Raw genomic sequence first — 21,091 nt, forward strand, 5'->3', positions numbered from 1 at the left:
GCGCAGTCTCTGCACCGATTGCGGCGTGTCGCGGATGGCGGACCCGTCCGCCTGCGGCATGGCCTGCCAGTTCATCAAGCCCGATTACCCCGGAATGGAACGTGTCGTGCACGGGCGCGCGCGGGGCGACGGGGATGAGCAGTTCTTTGGCCCCTTCGACGCGATGTACCGCGCCGCGCTGACCCCGGCGGTGCAAGGCGCGCAGTGGACGGGCATCACCACGGCACTGGCCGCCGACCTGTTGGCGCGGGGCAAGGTGGATGCGGTGCTTACCATGGTGCCGGATCCGCATGACCGTTGGAAACCACAGCCCGCGCTGATCACCGAAGCCGCCGATATGGTGCGCGCGCGCGGCATGCGCATGGGCTATGCGCCCCTGCTGGCGCTGGTGGAGGACGCGCAGGCGGCGGGGTACACGCGCCTTGCCGTGGTGGGCATCCCCTGTCAGGTCTATGCGCTCCGGCGGCTCGAGGCGTCGCTGGGCTTCGACCGCATCTATGTCATCGGCACGCCCTGTTCCGACAACACCACGACCGAGAATTTCCACACGTTCCTGTCGCTGCTGGACGAAGCACCGGACACGATCAGCTATCTGGAGTTCCGCGCCGACTACAGGGTCGAGCTGCGCTTTGATGACGGTCGCACGCGGCTTATCCCGTTTCTCAGCTTGCCGATCTCTGACCTGCCGGGGGATTTCTTTCCGCTGACGTGTCGGACTTGCGTGGATTATACCAATACGCTGGCGGATATCACCGTGGGCTACATGGCAGGAGAGGGGGCGCAATGGCTGGTGGTGCGCAACGCGCGCGGGGCGGAAATGCTGGCGGGGCTGGGCGACCGGGTGGTGCTGTCCGCGCCGGGGTCGAAGGGAAAGCGGCATGCGGCGGTCAAGGGGTTCATCGCCAACACCGCGCGGGCGGCGGGTGGTCTGCCGCTGCGGCGGATGCCCGACTGGGTGCGCCCCATCGTCAGCTGGCTGCAACCGCGCACCGGTCCACGTGGCCTCGAATTTGCGCGCACGCGGGTCGAGATGAAAGCGGCGGAGACGATCCTGCACCTGCGACAGGCCATGCCCGCCAAGATGAAGAACATGATCCCCGACCACGTCTGGCGCATCGCGGCACCCTATGACCTGACCCCGCAGGACGGCGAAACGCCGCCCCGCGATTAACCCAGAGACTAACTTTGGGGTGTCAGGTAGGACCGCGCGATCTGCGCGGCCTGCGTCACGTCCAGCACCGGCGGCAACAGGGTCAGCGTGTCGCCGTCCCCATCCAGCAAGTGCAGGAAGCTGCCATGGGAATAGATCCAGCCATATTCCGGGTCCTGAAACAGCGGCTCCACCTCGACGCTGAAGGCGTCATAGGCGACCTGCAACGCCTGCGTATCGCCAGTCAGCCCGATAAAATCCGGGTGGATCTCGGCGAGTGGCGCGCCCATTGTCTCGACCGTGTCCTGATCGGGCGCCACCGTTATCATCACCGGCGTCACGGCGATGCCGTCGGCGGCCAGATCGTCCACCACCTGTGCCATCAGCGGCAAGGCTGCTGAGCAGATGTTGAGACAATTGGCATAGCCAAAGAACACCAGCTGCGCGCGCCCGTCCGGATCCGCCTGGGTCCGTGTCTGGCCGAACTGGTCAGTCAGGCTATAGGGCCCGCCGATCGCGACCGGAAACGGGCTTTGTGCGGCCGCGGGCATCGCGGCCAGACACAAAAGGGCCATCAAACGCCGCATGGTTCAGAAGTTCTCGGCGATGAACGTGGCGTCCTCTTCGAGGCCCAGACCCAGATAGCCTTCGGTCGCGATGATCTCCTTGATGCGGGGATCACGGCGGAACCACGGGCCTTTGCCCTTGGCCTCGGGATGTTCCTTGGCCCAATTCTTGGTCCACTTGTTGGCCTTGATCTTGTCGGCACCGGCGGCCTGGATCGTCTGCAACAGATAGACGTTGTTGGCGCCCAGTTCCGGGTCATCCAGCATCAGACCGTCCACCGTGACCTGCTGGCCGCAAAATGGCGCGAGTTCCACGGCGGCACCGGTAAAGGCCGGCTGGCTGTTCTTCATCGGCAGGACCAGAACACCGTCAGCGGCGCGCACGAGGCCCAGCTGTCGCTTGCCCGCGCCGCAATCGTCGGGGCAATCGCCCGTGAGCGTGCACAGCACATCCACAACCTCGGCGTCAAACTTGGCAGGCACCTCGGCGTAAAGGTTCCAGCTGCGCGCCTCGGACCCTTCCGAGAAATCCTGCGCGGCGAGCGGGCTGGCCGCCATGGCCAGAATGGCAATCAGATGCTTCATTTGTTCGGATCCGGAATAGAGAACGACGGCACGTTGCCGTAATCGTTGTGGTTCACATTGGTGATGTCCTGATCGGACACGACATCGGACACGACGAGATAGTTCAGCCCGTCCCGTTCATAGAGCATTCCGTCTGCCTCGACCGTATGCGCGGCCAGCCGGAGCAGCGTGTCACCGCCTGCGGCCTGCGCGTCGTCCTCGACCTTGAGCACCATGTAGACCGTGCCGTCCTCGGCCAGCAGCCCGACCGGGATGCCGCCCGCGCTGCACCACAGGGCACATGTGTGATGGGCCGAGCCCACGACCGCGTCCGGGCTGCCCATGACGCCGGAGTAATAGCACCAGGTGTCGATGATTTCGCCGGTGACCTGCACCCGCGTGCCTTCGGCGGCATGTCCGGCCCCGGGCAGGGCCAGCGCGGCAAGGGCCGCAATGATCAAAGATCGCATTCGTCTGTGTCCTCGCTTCGTGATGACGTGACCCCAGCCTTGCGCAGGTCCGTGCCTGCGTCAAATCACGCTTTTGGTTTTCGTGCGATTCGTGATCGCTTGGCCTGTCCCGCGCACCATGCTAGTCTGGCGCCCAACCAAAAGCAGGCGAAAACGCCGACCGCGCAGAACAGGCCCCGGCACCACAGGCATGACAGCTCTCACCAAATACGACCGGCTCGAAGCGACGGGCCTGTGGCGTGCTAACCCCGACGCGCAGCGCCGCGAGGTGGTGGTGTCCATCGGCAACGCGACGCTGGTGATTTCGGATCTGAACGACCGCGCCATCACCCACTGGTCGCTGGCTGCGGTCGAACGCGCCGATACCCCTGCCGCGTCCGCAAATGCGTTGTTCCATCCCGACGGCGATCCCGGCGAGACGCTGGAACTGTCCCCCGACGAAGCCGAGATGATCACCGCCATCGACACGCTGCGCGACGCGGTGGCCCGCGCCCGCCCGCATCCCGGCCGCCTGCGCTGGCTGGGGGTGGGGCTGTCGATGGCGGCGGTGGCAGCATTGGGCGTGTTCTGGCTGCCCGGCGCGCTGGTCGATCACGCGATGCGCGTGGTTCCGGCCGTCAAACAGGCCGAGATCGGCGGCGCTCTGCTGGCCCGCATCACCCGCGTGTCGGGCGCACCCTGCCGGACGCCCGAGGCGCAGGGCGCGCTGACCGCGCTGGCCGGGCGCACGGGTGCGGCCCGCGTGATGATCCTGCCCGGGGGCGTGCGCGAGGCGCTGTCGCTGCCCGGAGGAACCGTGCTGCTGAACCGCGCGCTGGTCGAGGATTTCGAGGAACCGGATGTGGCCGCGGGCTATGTGCTGGTCGAAGAGGTCCGCAGTACGCTGACCCCGCCGCTACGCGATCTGCTGGACCATGCAGGCACCCGCGCCACCGCCATGCTCCTGACCACGGGCGAAGTGCCCAGTGCCGCGCTTGACGCCTATACCGAGGCGCAGCTGTCCCGCCCCGTCACGGCCCTGTCGCCAGACATGGTGCTGCCCGCATTTGCCCAAGCCGAGGTGCGCAGCACGCCCTATGCCCGCGCGCGCGACATCTCGGGCGAGGAAACACTGGAACTGATCGAGGCGGACCCGATGGCGCAAAGCGCGCCAAACCCGATCATGCCCGACCGGGATTGGCTGCAATTGCAAAGCATCTGCGAAGGCTGAGACCGCCAGCGCGGTGTCAGCGGATGAACGCGTCCGAGAACCCGGCAGACCGGCTGCGGCGCAGCGCGCGGTTCAGATCGGCCTGGGCAAAGGGCCCGGCCACCACCACCTGATAGCTCTTGCCGCCGCGTGTCGTCTTGCCGATGCGTGCAGGCAGACCGGCGCGGATGATCCGCTGGGCCGCGGCCTGTGCATTGGCCGGGTTGCCAAAGGTGCCGACCTGGACGTAGCGGCCCGTGCTGGCCGCCTTGGGCGCAGGCTTGGGGGTGGCGCGCGCCGGCGCCGGTTTCACCACGGGGGCCGGTGCGGATTTCGTCGACACGGTGGGCTGACGCGCCTTGGCCTTGTGGCGCACGATGCGTTTGCCCAGGACCCCGTCGCGGCGCACGAGCGTCACGGTGCCCAACTCGCGGTTCTGGGTCTCGACGTCCGTGTAGGGATATACAAGCGGCACGGTCGCGGTCACGTCCCGCCCGGTCTCCCGCTCGATCAGGCGGCGGGGCACGGTGTTGGTCCAGATCAGCCGCGTGCGCGCGACGCCTTCCAGCGTTTGTTCGGCGCGGCGCGGGTTCAGACGGTCATCTTCCCATACGGGCCGGTATCCATTGGGCACCCGGTAGGCGCTGGCGGGCTGGCGCGCATCATAGACGTGGCGCGGCACAACCCGCGTCTGGGGGCTGACGCCCGCGGTGCGTGCAGGGACCCGGCGGATGGCAGGTGCTGCGGCAGGTTTCACCCGGCGCACGGTGGGTGCCACCGCGACGGTGCGCGGGCCGGGGGCGGTGGCGCGGGCGATCGGCTGCGGGCCGCAGCGGACCGGGGCGCGCGCGCCCGAGTTGATGTATCGCGCGCTGATCGGCGATGCGCCGGTGCAGGCAGGTTGCGCTTGCGCGACCGTTCTCTGTTGCGGCGCCACCGGGGCGGGCGCAGGCGCTTGCACGACGCGGCGCGGTACAGGTGCAGGGGCCGGTACGACAACCTGCGGCGCAGGCGTTGCGACGCGGCGCACGGCCTTGGGCGCAGGTTTGGGCGTTGCCACGCGGCGCGGCGCGGCGGCAGGTGCCGGGCGCGGAGTCGCGCGGGCCACGGGCGCGGGCGGCGATTTGGGCGATCTGACTTCGGCCTGCACCGGCGCTGGCGCAGGGGCAGCTGCCTGTGCAGGGGGATCAACAGTGATCTGTTCGACATTACGCGCGGTTTGCGCAGGCTGGCTACGTGCGGACTGGGCCGCATTGGCGCTCAGCGATGGCGTCTGCCCGCAGATCACCTGCCGCTGGCGGTTGACCCGCGGCACCCATGTGATGTTGCCGTCAATCCCGGCACGGATGAACACACAGCCCTTGCTGTCCACATATTGCGATGCCTTGAACGAAGACGGCGGAAACTCCGCCGGGGTCTGGGCATTCCGCAGGTTCTGGGCATGCAGCACACCGACGCCCAAGGACGCAGCGATGACAGCGAGCGCGACAACTCTTGTAACTTTCATTATATCCCCCACAAGATATGGCGTGAACGATGCCCGAACTGCCACGCGGAGTAAAGTCACAGCGCCGCTATTTGGTTCCAAACATGCGATCTCCGGCGTCCCCAAGGCCCGGAACAATGTATCCGACCTCGTTCAGACGCTCATCCACCGCCGCCGTGACGATGGGCACATCCGGATGCGCCTCCTGCATCCGGGCGATTCCCTCCGGTGCGGCCAGCAGGCACAGGAACCGGATGTTGGTGGCCCCCGCTTCTTTCAGCAGGTCAATCGCCGCCGCCGACGAATTGCCCGTGGCCAGCATCGGATCGACCGCAATCACCAAACGGTCATCCAACCCCTCGGGCGCCTTGAAGTAGTACTGCACCGGCTCCAGCGTCTCTTCGTCCCGATAAAGCCCTACGAACCCGACCCGTGCCGACGGGATCAACTCCAGCACCCCGTCCAGCAAGCCGTTGCCTGCCCGCAGGATCGAGATCAACGCCAGCTTCTTGCCCGCCAGCGTCGGCGCATCCATCGCCTGCATCGGCGTCTCGATCCGCTTGGTCGTCATCGGCAACCCGCGCGTGACCTCGTAAGCCAAAAGCTGGCTGATCTCGCGCAGCAACTGCCGAAACACCGCCGTGGGCGTGTCCCGGTCGCGCATGATGGTCAGCTTGTGCTGTACCAAAGGGTGATCGACGACGGTCAAATGGTCGGACATGGGGCAGCTCCTCTTTTGCCCTCCTTCTGCAACGCGCGAGCGCCGGGAACAATCCCCCTTCCTTTCGCCGGAAAATACCTCGGGGTTTGGGGCAGCGCCCCAATGCGCGTCAGCGCAAAAACATCGCATGCGCCGTCAGGCGCTCATTTTGGTGAAACGCCGAGGTGCCGCGCGACCACATGGGCCACATCCGCAAATCCGATCAAACCCGGTGCCGCGGCCCCCTCCACCAAAACCGGCACCCGCTCGCGCGTGTGATCGGTGCCAACCCATGTGGGGTCATTGCCGTGATCCGCCGTCAGCACCAACAGATCGCCGGGCCGCAACCCTGCGCGCAACCTCCCGATCTCCGCATCGAACCACTCCAGATGCCGGGCATAGCCCGCCACATCCCGCCGATGCCCATAGAGGCTGTCGAACTCCACGAAATTGGCGAATGTCAGACTGCCCTCGGCGGCCTCCTCCACCAGATCCGCCAGATGCCCCATCAGCGCGCGGTCATCGCCCTTGCGCACCTCATCGAAGCCCTGCATGGAAAAGATGTCGCCCACCTTGCCCACACCGTAAACCGCACGCCCCGCATCCTGCACCCAGTTGGTCAGGATCGGCGCCGGTGGCATGATGGCAAAATCGCGCCTGTTGGTCGTCCGCTCAAACGCCCCTTCCGTGCCGACAAAGGGCCGCGCAATCACCCGACCAACCCGCATCTCATGCAGCATCGGTGCCACGGCTGCGCACAAGTCCAGCAACCGCTCCAGCCCAAAGGCCTCCTCATGCGCCGCAATCTGAAACACGCTGTCGGCGGAGGTATAGCAAATCGGCTGCCCGGACTGCACGTGCGCGTCCCCGTGCCGCGCGATGATCTCTGTGCCCGACGCATGGCAATTTCCCAATATGCCCGCGACACCCGCCGCCTCACACACCGCCTGCACCACGGTATCGGGAAAGGCCGGATCGGCCTTCGGAAAATAGTGCCAATCCCACGGCACCGGCAGACCTGCCAACTCCCAATGCCCTGACGGCGTGTCCTTGCCCTGCGATGTCTCAGTCGCGGCACCCGCGCGCGGTGCCGCCACGGTCTCACCAGCGGCCAGCGCCATGGCATCAGACAGCCCCAAATCCATCAGGTTCGGGACACGCAACGCACCGCGCCGTCCCTCATCCGCATGGCCCGCCGCACAGGCGTCCATGATATGGCCCAGCGTGTTCGCGCCAGTGTCCGGCACATCCCCATTGAAATAGGCATGCGCATCGGGCGCACCGCCAATGCCCACCGAATCCATGACGACAAGGAACGCGCGCGGCATCAGCCGATCCGCTCCACGATCAACTCGGGCACCGGCGCCTGCGCCGTGCCCAGCGTGATCGCCGCCCGCACCGCGGCCTCGGCCCGGTCCGCATCCGCAGCGCGCGCGGCATGCACCACTGCCAGCGGCGAGCCCTTGCTGACCCGCGTGCCCAGCCGCACAACATCCGACAGCCCGACGGCGAGGTTCAACCGGTCGCCCTCGACCTTGCGCCCACCGCCCAGATCGACAACCGCCAGCCCCAGCGCCTCACCGTCAATCGCCGTGACATAGCTGGTGCGTGGTGCCGCAATCTCGCGGATCACCGTGGCCTCCGGCAGGAACCGAGGCCAGGTATCGACGAACTGTACCGGCCCACCCATCGCCGCGACCATGGTGCCGAACCGCTCTGCGGCGCGGCCATCCGCAATGGCGCGCGCAACCGCATCCGCGCCCGCCTGCACATCCGCCGCCAACCCGCCATTGGCCAGCAACACGCCGCCCAGGGCCGCCGAAATCTCAACCAGCGGCCCTTTGGCCTTGCCGGTCAGCACCCGCATCACCTCCGCCACCTCCAGCGCATTGCCAAGGGCCGGGGCCAGTGGCTGGTTCATATCCGTGATCAGCGCCGTCGTCTTGCAGCCCGACGCATTGGCCGTCTTGACCAACGCATCGGCCAGCCCCCGCGCCGCCGCCATGTCCTTCATGAACGCGCCGGAGCCGACCTTGACGTCCAGCACCAACCCCGCCAACCCTGCCGCCAGTTTCTTGGACAGGATCGATGCCGTGATCAGATCCAGACTGTCCACCGTCGATGTCACGTCCCGCACCGCATAGAGCCGCTTGTCAGCCGGCGCGATGTCACTGGTCGCGCCCACGATCGCACAGCCCGCCCGCGCCACCACGTCGCGCAGCCGCGCCTCGCTCAACTGTGTCGACAGACCGGGAATACAGTCCAGCTTGTCCAGCGTGCCGCCCGTGTGACCCAACCCACGCCCTGAAATCATTGGCACATAGGCCCCGCAGGCCGCCAGCGCAGGCGCAAGAATCAGGCTGACGCAGTCGCCCACGCCGCCCGTGGAATGCTTGTCCAACACCGGCCCCGGCAGGTCCCAATCCAGCACCTGTCCGGAATCGCGCATCGCAATGGTCAGCGCCACGCGGCCCACATCGCCCAACCCGTTCAGACAGACCGCCATGGCATACGCCCCGGCCTGCGCATCCGTCACCGTGCCATCGGCCAACCCGGTCGCAAACCAGTTCAGCTCGTCCCGGCTGGGCGTCTGACGCTGGCGCAGCTTGGCAATGATCGTGCGCGCCTGGCTCATGTGTCAGTTTCCAGAAAGGCCTGGCTGAACGCGCCGGGCAGCAATTCACCCAAAGTGGTGCGCTGCTCGACCCCGGCCACGGTGGCCATAGTCACCGGCACGTCACCACCGCCAAACTCCGCCAGCTTCTGACGGCACCCGCCGCAGGGTGTCACCGGCATCGGGCTGCCCGCCACCACGTACACTTCCGCAATCTCGCGCTCACCTGCTGCCACCATCGCGGCAATCGCCCCCGCTTCGGCACAGGTGCCCTGCGGATAGGCGACGTTCTCGACATTGCAGCCCGCGAATATGGCGCCCGAGGCCGTGCGCAACGCCGCGCCGACCTGAAAGTTGGAATAAGGCGCATGCGCATTCTCGCGCACGGCAATGGCGGCGGATTTCAAATCGGTCATCACGTCCTCTTATGTCCCCGGCTCACCTGTCCAGGCTCCGCGTCGTAAACACACCCGGCAGCGACACCTCAAGCAGCTCCAAATCATCCGAAGGCTCTGCATAGCGCACCGCCATCCCCGGTGGAATAACAAAGGCGTCACCCGGCTCAAGGGGGAAAGGATCGCGGCCTTCCCCGTGCAGCACCATGCGCCCCTCCATCACAAAGGTGAACAGGATGTCGCTGTCATGGGCGGTCCATGCGGTCTCGCCGGTGCTGCGCCGTGCCACCTGCACACCGGCAACCCCGTTTGTGCCCGTGGCAATGCCGGTATCCCGCGCCTCGAACCCGGCCATGCGAAACGGCTGCCATACCGCCTCACCCACCTTGTGATGCACAAACGCCTGCCCCTGAAACCGCCGCGCCGGGTCCGCAGGCCCGTTGGGCAGGTCCATCTCGTGATCAATCGTCGTCACATGTTCCGCCGGCACACCAATCTCGATCACCTCGATATTGTCGCTGGCAAAGAGCACACGATGCCGTATCTCGGGCGGCTGGATCACGCAACACCCCGCCTCCAAGCGGAACGGCTCCCCCTGATCCTCATAGACCAGATCGACCCACCCCCGATAACAATAGATCAACTGAAACCCGACCGTATGGTAATGCACCATATCCGGCACCGGGCCGCCGTCAGGAATGCGGATATGACTGGCAATGATCGACCCGCCCAACCGATCCGGGATCAGGTCACGGTAATGCATCCCCGCCCTGCCAATCACCCAAGGCGCCTGATCCGCCAGACGCCGCACCACAAAGGAATGCACCGTCTCCGGCATCACCATCGGGGGACGCAACACATCAATCTCGACCCGCGTCCCATTGGGCGCAGTCAACACCCGCGCCCCATCCGCAAACCCGTCCGGATCGTCAGTCAAAATGCGCAAGGTCCCGGGCGGCTCACTGGCCCCGGCCTCGATCCGCACCCGCAGCCCATGGCCCGAAAACACCGCCACCGACGGATCATCCGCAGGATAGATCATGTCCATCCGCATCCCCAACGTCTTGGTGAAAAACGGAATGTCATCGCGCAGCTCCTGCGTCGGCAACCGTATCTCAGCGCGTATCTCGGCCATAGCTGCTCTCCTCATCTTGCCAAATAAACTTCGGGGGAATTGCGAATGCAATGGGGGCTGGCCCCCTAAAACATGGCATGCGCGGCACGCGCGCCTTTGGATCACGATTGCGCCCCGTGACCAAACGTCAATTGGCGCAGCCTGAAAAATAGTTTAACGCTAAACCAAATCTGCAGACCCAAGGGGAATCCATGTCCGATACACCGAACCTGCGCGAGGCCGCGCTCGCCTATCACGAATTCCCCAAACCCGGAAAACTCGAAATCCGCGCCACCAAGCCCATGGCCAATGGCCGCGATCTGGCGCGCGCCTACTCCCCGGGAGTGGCCGAGGCCTGCCTTGAGATCAAGGACGACCCCGAAAACGCCGCCCGCTTCACCGCCCGTGGCAACCTCGTGGCGGTGGTCTCTAACGGCTCCGCCGTGCTGGGGCTGGGCAATATCGGCGCGCTGGCCTCCAAACCGGTGATGGAGGGCAAGGCCGTCCTTTTCAAGAAATTCGCCTCCATCGACTGTTTCGACATCGAGGTGAATGAAACCGACCCCGAAAAACTCGCCGACATCGTCTGCGCGCTTGAGCCCACCTTTGGCGCGATTAACCTCGAGGATATCAAGGCCCCCGACTGCTTTGTTGTCGAAAAGCTCTGCCGCGAACGGATGAACATCCCCGTCTTCCACGACGATCAGCACGGCACTGCCATCGTGGTGGGCGCTGCGGCCAAGAACGCGCTGCATGTCGCCGGAAAATCCTTCGAGGAGATCAAGATCGTCTCGACGGGCGGCGGTGCCGCGGGCATCGCCTGCCTCAATATGCTGCTCAAACTGGGCGTCAAGCGCGAAAATGTCTGGCTCTGCGACATCCACGGGCTGGTCTATGAGGGGCGCGAGATTGACATGAACCCGGCCAAGGCCGCCTTTGCCCAAGCCAGCGACCACCGCACGCTGGACGATGTCATTGACGGGGCCGACCTCTTTCTTGGCCTCTCGGGCCCCGGTGTGCTCAGCGCCGAGAATGTCGGCAAAATGGCCAAGCGACCGATCATCTTTGCCCTGGCCAACCCCACGCCCGAAATCCTGCCCGATGACGCGCGGGCCGTGGCGCCTGACGCGATCATCGCCACGGGTCGCAGCGATTTTCCCAATCAGGTCAACAACGTGCTCTGTTTCCCCTTCATCTTCCGCGGTGCGCTGGATGTAGGGGCCACAACGATCAACGACGAAATGCAACTGGCCTGTATCGACGGCATCGCGGCCCTGGCCCGTGCCACCACCAGCGCCGAGGCCGCAGCCGCCTATCAGGGCGAGCAGCTGACTTTCGGGGCGGACTACCTGATCCCCAAACCCTTCGATCCGCGCCTCGTGGGCATCGTCAGTTCGGCCGTGGCCCGCGCGGCGATGGAAACAGGCGTTGCCAAACGCCCCATCGCCGATCTCGACGCCTACAAGACCCGTCTCGACGGCTCGGTCTTCAAATCCGCCCTCCTGATGCGTCCGGTCTTCGAGGCCGCCCGCGTCACCTCGCGCCGCATCGTCTTTGCCGAGGGCGAGGACGAGCGCGTGCTGCGCGCAGCCCAGGCCATGGTCGAGGAAACCACCGAACGCCCGATCCTCATCGGCCGTCCCGACGTGATCAACGCCCGCATCGAACGCGCGGGTCTGACGATCAAACTGGGCGATACGGTCGATCTGGTGAACCCCGAAAACGACCCCCGCTACCGCGACTATTGGGGCACCTATCACGAGCTGATGTGCCGGCAAGGCGTGACCCCCGACCTGGCCCGCGCCATCATGCGCACCAACACCACCGCCATCGGTGCGGTCATGGTCCACCGCGAAGAAGCCGACAGCCTGATCTGCGGCACCTTTGGCGAATTCCGCTGGCATCTCAACTACATCACACAGGTGCTGGGCCGTAACGGCCACCACCCGGTCGGCGCGCTGTCGATGATGATCCTCGAGGACGGTCCGCTCTTTATCACCGACACGCAGGTGCACCTGCATCCGACACCTGACGAGATTGCAGAAATCGCCGTCGGCGCGGCACGCCACGTGCGCCGCTTCGGGGTCGAGCCAAAAATCGCCTTCTGTTCCCAAAGTCAGTTCGGCAATCAGGGCGACGGCTCCGGCTGGCGCTTGCGCGAGGCGCTGCGTCTGCTCGATGCCGCGGGTCACGACTTTTGCTACGAGGGCGAGATGAACATCGACACCGCCCTCGATCCCGACCTGCGCGCGCGGCTCTTTCCCGGCAACCGCATGGAAGGGGCGGCAAACGTGCTGGTCTTTGCCCATGCCGACGCGGCGTCGGGCGTGCGCAACATTCTCAAGATGAAGGGCGGCGGGCTCGAGGTCGGTCCGATCCTCATGGGCATGGGCAACCGTGCCCATATCGTGTCGCCTTCGATCACCGCGCGCGGTCTGCTCAATATGTCCGCCGTCGCGGGCACGCCGGTCACCCAATACGGCTAAGTATAGGCCTCATGTAGGATAACATTTGAAAAAGCAGGCTGATGGGTATTCAATTCCCGCATATTTTAGCGGAATTGGAGAATTTAATGAAACGGACATTGATCGTGCTGATGGCCCTGGCCCTTGCCGGCTGCGAAGACGTCGTGAGCGAGCAGGAAGGCTCGTTTCTCTATGATGGCGAGACATACCGGGCCGTGACGCGCCAGTATGTGCGCAACGGCTCTACATTCGAGCGCCGCGTGATCTATTCCCGCCCGCAGCCCGTCACCTGTTCGGCGACGGATGATCTCGACTGCATTGGCGCGATGCGCTCCGAATGGCTCGACGTCCGCTAAGCGGGGGTTGGTTCCAAATGTGATCGTACCGGGGGTGACTTCCGCGGGGCGGTGCCTATGTGCTGTGGAGAAGACGCCGCACCAAGGAGACCGCCGATGACGTTCCGCCCCATCCTGCTTGCCCTGCCATTTGTGGCCGCATGTGTATCGACCGTGGGCGAAGAACGCGGAACCTTCGTCGATTCCGACACTGGGCGCAGCTATCCATCGGTGACCCGCGAGCTTCAGAGGCAGGACGGATCAACCTACCGGCGCACCACCATCCTCGTAGGTGCCGAGCGGGTCAGCTGTGCGGCAGGTGATCAAAAAGACTGCGAATTGGCCCTGTCTGACACGTTCGTCCGCGACCGCGGGCCATAGGGCCTGCGCGCGGTTGCAGGATTTGCAACCTTGTGGGTCCAGACTTTGCAAATCGCACGATGTTTTCCAGTTTCATGCGCAAATACACGCACTTTGCAAATATTTGCAGGAGAATTTCCCCCGTTTTTGCAAAATTCTGCGCCTTACCGCCGCAGTTCGCGCAGCGCCCCCTTGCCGTGTGGCGTTGACCGGGCGTAACTCTGTGGCCCAAGGCTAGACGGAGGAGAATGCCATGGGATATCGCGCCGAATATGACAGCTGGAAGGCCGATCCCGAAGGCTGGTGGATGAAGGCGGCAGAGGCCATCGACTGGGTCGAGGCCCCGACGCAGGCGCTCTTTGACCGGGGCGATCACCTCTATGAATGGTTCTCGGACGCGCAGGTGAACACCTGCTGGAACGCCGTGGACCGCCACGTGCAGAACGGGCGCGGTGATCAGGTCGCGATCATCTACGACAGCCCGATCACCGGCGCGCAGTCGAAAACCACCTATGCCGAATTGCTGACTCAGGTCGCATCGCTTGCCGGTGCGCTCGCGGCCAAGGGGATCACATCCGGCGACCGCGTCATCATCTACATGCCCATGGTGCCAGAGGCGCTTGTGGCGATGCTGGCCTGCGCGCGCCTTGGCGCCGTGCACTCGGTTGTCTTTGGCGGGTTCGCCGCCAACGAACTGGCCGTGCGCATCGACGACTGCACACCATCGGCGATCATCGCCGCGTCCTGCGGTCTCGAACCGGGCCGGACCGTGGCTTACAAACCGCTCCTCGACGGGGCCATCGCACTGGCCGACCACACGCCCGACTTCTGCGTGATCCTGCAACGCGAACAGGGCCCCTGCGACCTGACCGACCGCGATGTCGACTGGCACGCCTTCCAAGAGGGCACGACGCCCGCGGATTGCGTGCCCGTGCGCGGCGACCACCCGGCCTACATCCTCTATACCTCCGGCACCACCGGCGCGCCCAAGGGCGTCGTGCGCCCCACGGCCGGGCACCTCGTGGCGCTCAACTGGACGATGAAGAACATCTACCAGATGAACCCGGGCGAGGTCTTCTGGGCCGCCTCCGACGTGGGCTGGGTCGTGGGCCATTCCTATATCTGCTACGCACCCCTGATCCACGGCAACACCACTATCGTGTTCGAAGGCAAACCCATCGGCACCCCTGACGCAGGCACCTTCTGGCGCGTGATCGCCGAACATGACGTCAAATCCTTCTTTACCGCGCCCACCGCCATCCGCGCCGTGAAACGCGAGGACCCCAAAGGCATCGAACGCGCCAAATACGACCTGAGCGGTCTGCGCGCGCTGTATCTGGCCGGTGAACGCGCCGACCCCGACACCATCGAATGGGCACAGGACAGCCTCGGCGTGCCGGTCTATGACCACTGGTGGCAAACCGAAACCGGCTATACCATCGCGGGCAACCCCGCGGGCCTCGAGGCGCTGCCGGTCAAGATCGGCTCCCCCACCGTGCCAATGCCCGGCTATGACGTGCAGATCCTCGACGATGCGGGCCACCCGGTCGCGGCGGGCGAACTGGGTGCCATCGCGATCAAACTGCCGCTGCCCCCCGGCACATTGCCGACCTTGTGGAACGCGGGCGAGCGGTTCAAATCCTCCTATCTCAACGCCTTCCCCGGCTACTATGAAACCGGGGATGCGGGCATGATGGACGAGGACGGCTACCTCTACATCATGGCGCGCACCGATGACGTGATCAACGTGGCAGGCCACCGCCTGTCCACGGGTGCCATGGAAGAGGTCCTCGCTGGACACCCCGACGTCGCTGAATGCGCGGTCGTGGGCGTGTCCGACGCACTCAAGGGCCAGGCACCCGTGGGCCTTTTGTGCCTGACCACCGGCGTGAACCGCCCGCATGACGAGATCGTGGGCGAATGCGTCAAACGCGTCCGCGACCAGATCGGCCCGGTCGCCGCCTTCAAACAGGCCGTCGTCGTGGACCGCCTGCCCAAAACCCGCTCGGGCAAGATCCTGCGCGGCACGGTGGTCAAGATCGCCGACAACGAGGCCTACAAGATGCCCGCCACCATCGACGACCCGGTGATCCTCGACGAGATCAAGGAAGCGCTGCAAACCATCGGCTACGCCAAGGGGGAAGCCTCTGTCTAGAACCGAAGCCCGAGGAACAAGATGGCCAATGGCACAGGCGACACGGCCAAAACCACAGTCAGCAGGGTCGCGAGCGGTGAAAATATGCCGCTCAGGCCCGCGACCATCATGATGCCGCCACCGCCCCCGATGATCGCATTGCCGGGCGTGTTCACCGCGACCGCCAACGCGACATAGCGATATCGCAAGGCCAGACGCAGAACCCGCTTTGACTGCCCATCAAGAAGCATCGCGACACGGTCATCCTGCGACAGCGGCGCGGCGCGGGCCACCAGATCGGCAGCGCGCCGCATCCGCAACATCTGCAAGAGACGCTCCAGCACGTGGATGGGCAGGAACCGCCCCACGGTAAAGGCCAGCATCATCGCCGCAACCGTACAGACGTAAATGAGCGGCGCAATCGCCGCACCAAGCGCCGCCAGCAGCGCAATCCCGATCTCGGCCCCGGGCACGAAGGGAATGGCAAGCAGCACGATATAGGCCGCCGCGCCGAACATGATGGCCTTGTGGATCTGCTGCTCGTTGCTGGGCTGGATCTGAAGGTCCAGCGCGTCTCGGATGATGTGCACACCCCAGGTGGCCAGCGCGACAACGCCGACCAGCAGAACGATTTTCAGGATCAGGCCGGGCCATGTCAGCCCTTTGGACGTCATGCGCGGCTCAGCCGGACACCGGCTTGGACGGGACGGCCTCACCCCCAACCCGTTCCGCGATCTGATTGGTCCAGTACCAGCGCCGGGTGGTCCAGGTCACATCAATCGACACCGCGTCCCCGCTTACCGTGCCGTACCACACGACCGTATGCGGGGCATCCGGACAGATCGCCGTGGTGGTAAAATGGATCACCCCGTCGACCTCTTTGGTCTGGTAGTCCGTCCAGCCAAAATTGCAGTAGTCTTCGCAATCGACCGACATGAATGTGCCATCGCGAAAGAGGATATTGTCATCCAGCACCGACCCGCTGGCCGGGTCCTCGCCATAAATCTTGAACGTCCTGCCATCCAGCGCACCGGTCGCGGCCCAGTCTCCCTCGGGCACGGCCAGGTCCGGGATGTCCTGGTTCATGACCGACAATGTGGCCGCTCCCGTGCCAAAGGTGGCGGCGGCAATCGCGGCGATCTGCAAGATCTGGGACATGAACGGCTCCGTTCGTCAAAGACTGAACTGTGGATCAAATGGTGTGGCACTCAAAACAAATCACGCCCGCGTCGCGCGAAATGGTGCAGCGGCGCGTGGGTCACATACCTGCTTATCCGAACCCGTACTCTACTGTCCATTCTTCGTGACCAGAGGGAACCGGTTTCCGGATCGCGGCACAGAAATTCGGCAGAACGGGGGACGGAGCCCCGATCTGCCCCGCCGCGTTCAGATCTTCGTCGCCAGCTTGCGCAGCTCGAATTTCTGGATCTTGCCCGTGGACGTCTTGGGCAGCTCCTGGAACACGACCTTTTTGGGCGCCTTGAACCCGGCCAAAGTCTGCCGGGCAAAGGCGATCAGGTCGGCCTCCGACGGGCTGGCACCGGGCTTCAGTTCGACAAAGGCGCAAGGCACCTCGCCCCATTTGTCGTCCGGTTTCGCTACCACGGCGGCCAGATTCACGTCCTCATGCGCCATCAGCACGCCCTCGACCTCGACGCTTGATATGTTTTCGCCGCCCGAGATGATGATGTCCTTGGCCCGGTCCGCAATCTGGATATAGCCGTCACCATGCTGGATCGCGATGTCGCCTGAATGGAAATACCCCCCGGCAAAGGCCTCTTCGGTGGCCTCCGGGTTCTTGAGATAGCCTTTCATCACCGAATTGCCCCGGATCATGATCTCGCCCTGGGCCGTGGCATCCATCGGCACCTGCACCATGTCCGCGTCCATGACCGTGATATGCTCCATCATCGGAAAGGCGACGCCCTGCCGCGCCTTGATCGCGGCCTTTTCGTCCTGGGGCAGGTCGTCCCAGTCCTCGCCGCGCCAGACACATTCGGTCACGTGGCCATAGGTCTCAGTGAGCCCGTAGACCTGCGTGACGTTGAACCCCAGCGTTTCGATCTTGCCCAGCGTGGCGGGGGCAGGGGGCGCGCCTGCGGTGAACACCTCGACCGTGTGGTCAAAGGCGCGGCGTTCGTCGTCCGCCGCATTGACCAGCATGTTCAGCACGATGGGCGCGCCGCCGAAATGCGTGACACCTTCGTCGGCAATCGCGTCATAGATCGGCTTGGCCGCGATGTCGCGGCAACATACCAGCGTGCCGCCCAGCACCGGCATCATCCACGTGTGGTTCCACCCGTTGCAGTGAAACAGCGGCACAATCGCCATGAAGACGGGATAAAGCTGCATCCGCCAGCTGATCACCGTACCCATCGTCATCAGATAGGCACCGCGGTGGTGATGTACCACGCCCTTGGGCCGCCCCGTGGTGCCCGAGGTATAGGACAGCGCGAGGCTCTCCCACTCGTCCTCGGGCATGATCCAGTCAAAGGCCGGGTCGGCCTGCGCCAGCACGTCCTCGTATTCATCATGCCGCCCCGTGGCGGGCCAGCCATGCGCGGCGTCGGCCACTTCGATGATCTGCGGGACCGCGCCGTCCATCGCAGCCACCGCCGCCTCGACCAGTTCGACAAATTGCGGATCGACCAGCACGACCTTGGCCCCGCCGTGCGCGAAGATATACGCCACCGTATCCACGTCGAGCCGCGTGTTGACCGTGTTCAGCACCGCACCACAGGCGGGCACGCCGAAATGCGCCTCGGCCTGCGCGGGCAGGTTGGGGATCAGCGTGGCAACCACGTCGCCGGGGCCCACGCCCCGCGCCGCCATGGCAGAGGCCAGCCGCGTGCAGCGGTCATGATACTCGGCATAGGTTACGCGGTGATCGCCATAGATCACGGCCGTGCGCTGCGCGAACACATGCGACGCACGCCGCAGATGCGATAGAGGCGTCAGCGGCACATAGTTCGCTCTGGTCTTGCCCAGCCCGGTTTCATCTGCCATCCAACCCATTACGCGTCTCCCCTGTTTGGCGGCGCGATTGTTGCGCTGTTCGGACGCGCGGCGCAAGACATGGAATGCACTGATGACCACGGCCCCTGACCTGCGCCTTGACACCCGGCCCGTGGCGGCGGCGGTCAGCATGGTGGGCGCGATGGCGATCATCGGGTTCATCGACATCTACGTCGCAGTCCTCGCCCAGACAATTTCGGTCTGGCAGTTCTTTGCGGTGCGGCTGGTGCTGGCCCTGCCACTGATCCTCGGTGCGTCCTGGCTGGGCTGGGGGCGGATCTGGCCGCGCCGGTTCGGCAATGTCGCGTTCCGCAGCATGTTGATCGCGCTTGGCATGACCTGCTATTTCGGCGCGCTGGCCTTCATGCCAATTGCCATGGCGCTGGCGGGGCTGTTCACATCGCCGATCTTTGTACTGCTGTTCACCGCGTACGGTCTGCGGCAACGGATCGGGCCATGGCGCATCCTCGCCGTGGCGCTCGGGTTTCTGGGCATCCTCGTGGTCCTCGGCCCCTCGGGCGGGGCTCTGGGCTGGATCATCGTGCTGCCGGTCTGCGGCGGCGTGCTCTATGCCGCCGGGGTCGTGGCGACCCGCGCATTCTGCGAAGGCGAAAGCACGCTGACCCTGCTCCTGGGCATCTTCGTGGCACAAACGGTGCTCGGCCTCTGCGTGCTGGCAGTGATTGCCCTCACCGGGATCGAGGCCAGTAGCGGCGGCATGGCCTTTCTGACCCGTGGCTGGGTCTGGCCGATCACCGACGCCTGGCCCTACCTGGCCTTGCAGGCCGTGGGCGCGGTGCTGGGGGTCAGCCTGCTCAACCGCGCCTACCAGATCGGAGAGGCAAGCCACGTGACCGTGTTCGAATATTCAGTGATGGTGTTCGGACCGATCTTTGGCTGGTGGTTCCTGGGCCAGCAGATCACCCCGGTCCAGATCGTCGGCGTGGTCCTGATCGTCATCGCCGGGCTGATCATCGCCGTGCGCAGCCAGCGCGGGCTGTGATCACTGGACTTGGCCACGCGCACGGGTAGTGTGGCGTCCATGATCCTCAGCCCCGGCCGCTCCTACGTCTTTGTCCACGCCCCCAAGACCGGCGGCACCGCCATGGCGCTGGCGCTGGAAAGCCGCGCGATGAAGGACGACATCATGCTGGGCGACACGCCCAAGGCGCTCAAACGCCGCCGCCGCCTGAGGGGCGCGCAGACACGCGGGCGGCTGTGGAAACATTCGACCCTCGCCGATATCGACGGGCTGGTACCAAGCCTCGACGGCCTCTTTGCCTTTACCCTCGTGCGCAACCCCTGGGACCGGATGGTCAGCTATTATCACTGGCTGCGCGTCCAGAACTTTGACCACCCGGCGGTGGCCCTCGCCGGGCAAATGGATTTTGCCGACTTCGCCTGCGCCGGGCAGGTCATCGCCTCGATGCAGGCCAGCCCCGCGCGCCATTACATGACCGACGCCACCGGCGCAGAGCGTGCCGACCTCTTTATTCGGCTGGAGGCGTTGGGCGAGGATGCGGCGCCCTTGTGGGATCACTTGGGCTTTGCGCTGGAACTGGATCACGTGAACGCCTCTGCGCGCGACGCGGATTTCCGCAGCTACTATACCGATGCCGCCCGCGCGGCCGTCGCCACCGCCTGCGCCGAGGACATCGAAAGATTCGGCTACAGCTTCGACTGACAGGCCATTGCCGGCATTTTCCTAAAAACTGTTTCCAATTTTCATCAAATCGCGTGTGTCGCACCGGGATTGCCCCGCTGCCGCGCGACAGTGCCCGATTTCTGCCCAGATCGTGGCCCGTCTCTGCCCCGAGAATCACCCCAAGTGAGGACATCGAAACGAATGCAGGCGCAGATCAACGCGCCGTCACCATGGGGATGGATGAGATGTTTGGATGGAAGAACAAGACCGCGCCGCGCCGTATGCCGGAAATGTCGGGCGCCTGTGACGGCGCCATCATCAACACACGCGGCCATCTGGCCGGCACACGTGTGGCCACCGCGATGGGGTGGCGGGCCGTCGAGGCTCTGGCGGCAGGCGATCTTGTTCTGACATTCGACAACGGCTTGCAGCCCCTTGTCGAGATCCGCCGCGAGGTGTTCTGGGTGGCCGACATGATGGCGCCTTCGGCCTACGGGGCGGTGGTGGTGCCGGTGGGGGCACTCGGCAACTCGGCAGAGCTCGAGCTTCTGCCCGACCAGGGGGTGCTGGTGGAAAGCGACGCGGCCTGCGACGCCCATGGTGATCCTTTTGCCGTGGTGCCTGCCAAGGCGCTGACCGGCTTTCGTGGCATCACCCGTACGGCCCCGCGTACCCAGATCGAGGTCATCACGCTGATCTTTGACGCAGCACAGGTGATCTATGCCGAAGGCGGCGCGCTGCTGCACTGCCCTCCTGCGATCGTGACGCTGGGCGAACTGGGCGACCAGACCCGCGACTATGACGTTATCCGTGCGCGGGACGCAGAATTTCTGGTGGCGTGCATGGAGGCCGAAGACCGCCTGAATGCCGCTGCCTGACACCGCATTGG

At 65.1% G+C, this 21,091-nt stretch carries 21 protein-coding genes; 9 read left to right on the forward strand and 12 right to left on the reverse strand.

The window, feature by feature from the left end; all coding sequences use genetic code 11:
- Window positions 1-34 precede the first annotated feature (34 nt).
- Window positions 35-1,171, forward strand: a complete 1,137-nt coding sequence (locus tag Q0949_RS18120; protein ID WP_299376036.1) for a Coenzyme F420 hydrogenase/dehydrogenase, beta subunit C-terminal domain — start codon at window positions 35-37, stop codon at window positions 1,169-1,171.
- 8 nt (window positions 1,172-1,179) lie between these two features.
- Here Q0949_RS18120 and Q0949_RS18125 read toward each other — a convergent pair whose 3' ends face one another.
- From Q0949_RS18125 to Q0949_RS18135, 3 genes are read right to left on the reverse strand one after another with little or no spacing between them, the layout of a single operon-like run.
- On the reverse strand, window positions 1,180-1,725 hold the full coding sequence (locus tag Q0949_RS18125) for an SCO family protein (RefSeq protein WP_299375707.1): 546 nt from the start codon (window positions 1,723-1,725) through the stop codon (window positions 1,180-1,182).
- Window positions 1,726-1,740: 15 nt separating this feature from the next.
- Window positions 1,741-2,301 carry a hypothetical protein gene (locus Q0949_RS18130; RefSeq protein WP_299375709.1) on the reverse strand — a complete coding sequence of 187 codons (561 nt, stop codon included), beginning with the start codon at window positions 2,299-2,301 and terminating at the stop codon, window positions 1,741-1,743.
- The gene (locus tag Q0949_RS18135) at window positions 2,298-2,750 is read right to left on the reverse strand and encodes a hypothetical protein (RefSeq protein WP_299375712.1); all 453 of its coding nucleotides are present in this window, start codon (window positions 2,748-2,750) and stop codon (window positions 2,298-2,300) included. Before Q0949_RS18135 ends, Q0949_RS18130 begins: the two co-directional genes overlap by 4 nt.
- A gap of 190 nt (window positions 2,751-2,940) precedes the next feature.
- Between Q0949_RS18135 and Q0949_RS18140 the strand changes: the two genes are divergently transcribed.
- Window positions 2,941-3,960, forward strand: a complete 1,020-nt coding sequence (locus Q0949_RS18140; protein WP_299375715.1) for a hypothetical protein — start codon at window positions 2,941-2,943, stop codon at window positions 3,958-3,960.
- Window positions 3,961-3,976: 16 nt separating this feature from the next.
- Here the strand turns inward: Q0949_RS18140 and Q0949_RS18145 are convergent, their stop codons facing one another.
- The 6 genes from Q0949_RS18145 to Q0949_RS18170 all read right to left on the reverse strand — a co-directional run bounded on the left by Q0949_RS18145 (window position 3,977) and on the right by Q0949_RS18170 (window position 10,269).
- A complete protein-coding gene (locus Q0949_RS18145; protein ID WP_299375718.1) occupies window positions 3,977-5,446 on the reverse strand; it encodes an SPOR domain-containing protein in 1,470 nt (489 codons plus the stop codon).
- 67 nt (window positions 5,447-5,513) lie between these two features.
- A complete protein-coding gene (gene upp / locus Q0949_RS18150; protein ID WP_299375721.1) occupies window positions 5,514-6,146 on the reverse strand; it encodes a uracil phosphoribosyltransferase in 633 nt (210 codons plus the stop codon).
- Window positions 6,147-6,289: 143 nt separating this feature from the next.
- The gene (locus Q0949_RS18155; protein ID WP_299375724.1) at window positions 6,290-7,453 is read right to left on the reverse strand and encodes a phosphopentomutase; all 1,164 of its coding nucleotides are present in this window, start codon (window positions 7,451-7,453) and stop codon (window positions 6,290-6,292) included.
- Window positions 7,453-8,760, reverse strand: a complete 1,308-nt coding sequence (locus Q0949_RS18160) for a thymidine phosphorylase (protein WP_299375727.1) — start codon at window positions 8,758-8,760, stop codon at window positions 7,453-7,455. The genes Q0949_RS18155 and Q0949_RS18160 overlap by 1 nt, the downstream gene beginning before the upstream one ends.
- Window positions 8,757-9,155, reverse strand: coding sequence for a cytidine deaminase (locus tag Q0949_RS18165; protein WP_299375730.1), 399 nt, complete (start codon window positions 9,153-9,155; stop codon window positions 8,757-8,759). Before Q0949_RS18165 ends, Q0949_RS18160 begins: the two co-directional genes overlap by 4 nt.
- Before the next feature lie 22 nt (window positions 9,156-9,177).
- The gene (locus tag Q0949_RS18170) at window positions 9,178-10,269 is read right to left on the reverse strand and encodes a cupin domain-containing protein (RefSeq protein ID WP_299375733.1); all 1,092 of its coding nucleotides are present in this window, start codon (window positions 10,267-10,269) and stop codon (window positions 9,178-9,180) included.
- 191 nt (window positions 10,270-10,460) lie between these two features.
- Here Q0949_RS18170 and Q0949_RS18175 point away from each other — a divergent pair, with 191 nt between their 5' ends.
- The 4 genes from Q0949_RS18175 to Q0949_RS18190 all read left to right on the forward strand — a co-directional run bounded on the left by Q0949_RS18175 (window position 10,461) and on the right by Q0949_RS18190 (window position 15,563).
- Window positions 10,461-12,734, forward strand: coding sequence for an NADP-dependent malic enzyme (locus Q0949_RS18175; protein WP_299375735.1), 2,274 nt, complete (start codon window positions 10,461-10,463; stop codon window positions 12,732-12,734).
- Window positions 12,735-12,820: 86 nt separating this feature from the next.
- Complete coding sequence (locus Q0949_RS18180; RefSeq protein WP_299375737.1) at window positions 12,821-13,069, forward strand: hypothetical protein; 249 nt, start codon at window positions 12,821-12,823, stop codon at window positions 13,067-13,069.
- 96 nt (window positions 13,070-13,165) lie between these two features.
- Window positions 13,166-13,429: a hypothetical protein gene (locus Q0949_RS18185; protein ID WP_299375740.1), complete on the forward strand. Its 264-nt coding sequence runs from the start codon at window positions 13,166-13,168 to the stop codon at window positions 13,427-13,429.
- A gap of 232 nt (window positions 13,430-13,661) precedes the next feature.
- Window positions 13,662-15,563 carry an AMP-binding protein gene (locus Q0949_RS18190; protein ID WP_299375743.1) on the forward strand — a complete coding sequence of 634 codons (1,902 nt, stop codon included), beginning with the start codon at window positions 13,662-13,664 and terminating at the stop codon, window positions 15,561-15,563.
- On the opposite strand, the gene Q0949_RS18195 is transcribed toward Q0949_RS18190, so the two are convergent.
- From Q0949_RS18195 to Q0949_RS18205, 3 genes are all read right to left on the reverse strand, one after another.
- Window positions 15,560-16,216: a hypothetical protein gene (locus Q0949_RS18195; RefSeq protein WP_299375746.1), complete on the reverse strand. Its 657-nt coding sequence runs from the start codon at window positions 16,214-16,216 to the stop codon at window positions 15,560-15,562. The genes Q0949_RS18190 and Q0949_RS18195 overlap by 4 nt on opposite strands.
- A gap of 7 nt (window positions 16,217-16,223) precedes the next feature.
- Window positions 16,224-16,700, reverse strand: coding sequence for a hypothetical protein (locus Q0949_RS18200; protein ID WP_299375748.1), 477 nt, complete (start codon window positions 16,698-16,700; stop codon window positions 16,224-16,226).
- Window positions 16,701-16,928: 228 nt separating this feature from the next.
- The gene (locus tag Q0949_RS18205) at window positions 16,929-18,557 is read right to left on the reverse strand and encodes an AMP-binding protein (protein ID WP_299375751.1); all 1,629 of its coding nucleotides are present in this window, start codon (window positions 18,555-18,557) and stop codon (window positions 16,929-16,931) included.
- A 73-nt stretch (window positions 18,558-18,630) separates the two neighbouring features.
- On the opposite strand from Q0949_RS18205, the gene Q0949_RS18210 reads away from it, so the two are divergent.
- From Q0949_RS18210 to Q0949_RS18220, 3 genes are all read left to right on the forward strand, one after another.
- A complete protein-coding gene (locus Q0949_RS18210) occupies window positions 18,631-19,560 on the forward strand; it encodes a DMT family transporter (protein ID WP_299375754.1) in 930 nt (309 codons plus the stop codon).
- 39 nt (window positions 19,561-19,599) lie between these two features.
- On the forward strand, window positions 19,600-20,241 hold the full coding sequence (locus Q0949_RS18215; RefSeq protein WP_299375757.1) for a Type II secretory pathway, pullulanase PulA: 642 nt from the start codon (window positions 19,600-19,602) through the stop codon (window positions 20,239-20,241).
- A 206-nt stretch (window positions 20,242-20,447) separates the two neighbouring features.
- A complete protein-coding gene (locus tag Q0949_RS18220; RefSeq protein ID WP_299375759.1) occupies window positions 20,448-21,080 on the forward strand; it encodes a Hint domain-containing protein in 633 nt (210 codons plus the stop codon).
- Window positions 21,081-21,091: the final 11 nt, after the last annotated feature.

It is taken from the genome of uncultured Tateyamaria sp., from assembly GCF_947487805.1.
In the GTDB taxonomy this organism is placed as follows: domain Bacteria; phylum Pseudomonadota; class Alphaproteobacteria; order Rhodobacterales; family Rhodobacteraceae; genus Tateyamaria.

Bases quoted from the DNA above. Each gene is read 5' to 3' on its own strand.
- Q0949_RS18120 (WP_299376036.1), top strand. From the start codon at position 35: ATGGCGGACCCGTCCGCCTGCGGCATGGCCTGCCAGTTCATCAAGCCC.
- Q0949_RS18125 (WP_299375707.1), bottom strand. From the start codon at position 1,725: ATGGCCCTTTTGTGTCTGGCCGCGATGCCCGCGGCCGCACAAAGCCCG.
- Q0949_RS18130 (WP_299375709.1), bottom strand. From the start codon at position 2,301: ATGAAGCATCTGATTGCCATTCTGGCCATGGCGGCCAGCCCGCTCGCC.
- Q0949_RS18135 (WP_299375712.1), bottom strand. From the start codon at position 2,750: ATGCGATCTTTGATCATTGCGGCCCTTGCCGCGCTGGCCCTGCCCGGG.
- Q0949_RS18140 (WP_299375715.1), top strand. From the start codon at position 2,941: ATGACAGCTCTCACCAAATACGACCGGCTCGAAGCGACGGGCCTGTGG.
- Q0949_RS18145 (WP_299375718.1), bottom strand. From the start codon at position 5,446: ATGAAAGTTACAAGAGTTGTCGCGCTCGCTGTCATCGCTGCGTCCTTG.
- upp (WP_299375721.1), bottom strand. From the start codon at position 6,146: ATGTCCGACCATTTGACCGTCGTCGATCACCCTTTGGTACAGCACAAG.
- Q0949_RS18155 (WP_299375724.1), bottom strand. From the start codon at position 7,453: ATGCCGCGCGCGTTCCTTGTCGTCATGGATTCGGTGGGCATTGGCGGT.
- Q0949_RS18160 (WP_299375727.1), bottom strand. From the start codon at position 8,760: ATGAGCCAGGCGCGCACGATCATTGCCAAGCTGCGCCAGCGTCAGACG.
- Q0949_RS18165 (WP_299375730.1), bottom strand. From the start codon at position 9,155: ATGACCGATTTGAAATCCGCCGCCATTGCCGTGCGCGAGAATGCGCAT.
- Q0949_RS18170 (WP_299375733.1), bottom strand. From the start codon at position 10,269: ATGGCCGAGATACGCGCTGAGATACGGTTGCCGACGCAGGAGCTGCGC.
- Q0949_RS18175 (WP_299375735.1), top strand. From the start codon at position 10,461: ATGTCCGATACACCGAACCTGCGCGAGGCCGCGCTCGCCTATCACGAA.
- Q0949_RS18180 (WP_299375737.1), top strand. From the start codon at position 12,821: ATGAAACGGACATTGATCGTGCTGATGGCCCTGGCCCTTGCCGGCTGC.
- Q0949_RS18185 (WP_299375740.1), top strand. From the start codon at position 13,166: ATGACGTTCCGCCCCATCCTGCTTGCCCTGCCATTTGTGGCCGCATGT.
- Q0949_RS18190 (WP_299375743.1), top strand. From the start codon at position 13,662: ATGGGATATCGCGCCGAATATGACAGCTGGAAGGCCGATCCCGAAGGC.
- Q0949_RS18195 (WP_299375746.1), bottom strand. From the start codon at position 16,216: ATGACGTCCAAAGGGCTGACATGGCCCGGCCTGATCCTGAAAATCGTT.
- Q0949_RS18200 (WP_299375748.1), bottom strand. From the start codon at position 16,700: ATGTCCCAGATCTTGCAGATCGCCGCGATTGCCGCCGCCACCTTTGGC.
- Q0949_RS18205 (WP_299375751.1), bottom strand. From the start codon at position 18,557: ATGGGTTGGATGGCAGATGAAACCGGGCTGGGCAAGACCAGAGCGAAC.
- Q0949_RS18210 (WP_299375754.1), top strand. From the start codon at position 18,631: ATGACCACGGCCCCTGACCTGCGCCTTGACACCCGGCCCGTGGCGGCG.
- Q0949_RS18215 (WP_299375757.1), top strand. From the start codon at position 19,600: ATGATCCTCAGCCCCGGCCGCTCCTACGTCTTTGTCCACGCCCCCAAG.
- Q0949_RS18220 (WP_299375759.1), top strand. From the start codon at position 20,448: ATGTTTGGATGGAAGAACAAGACCGCGCCGCGCCGTATGCCGGAAATG.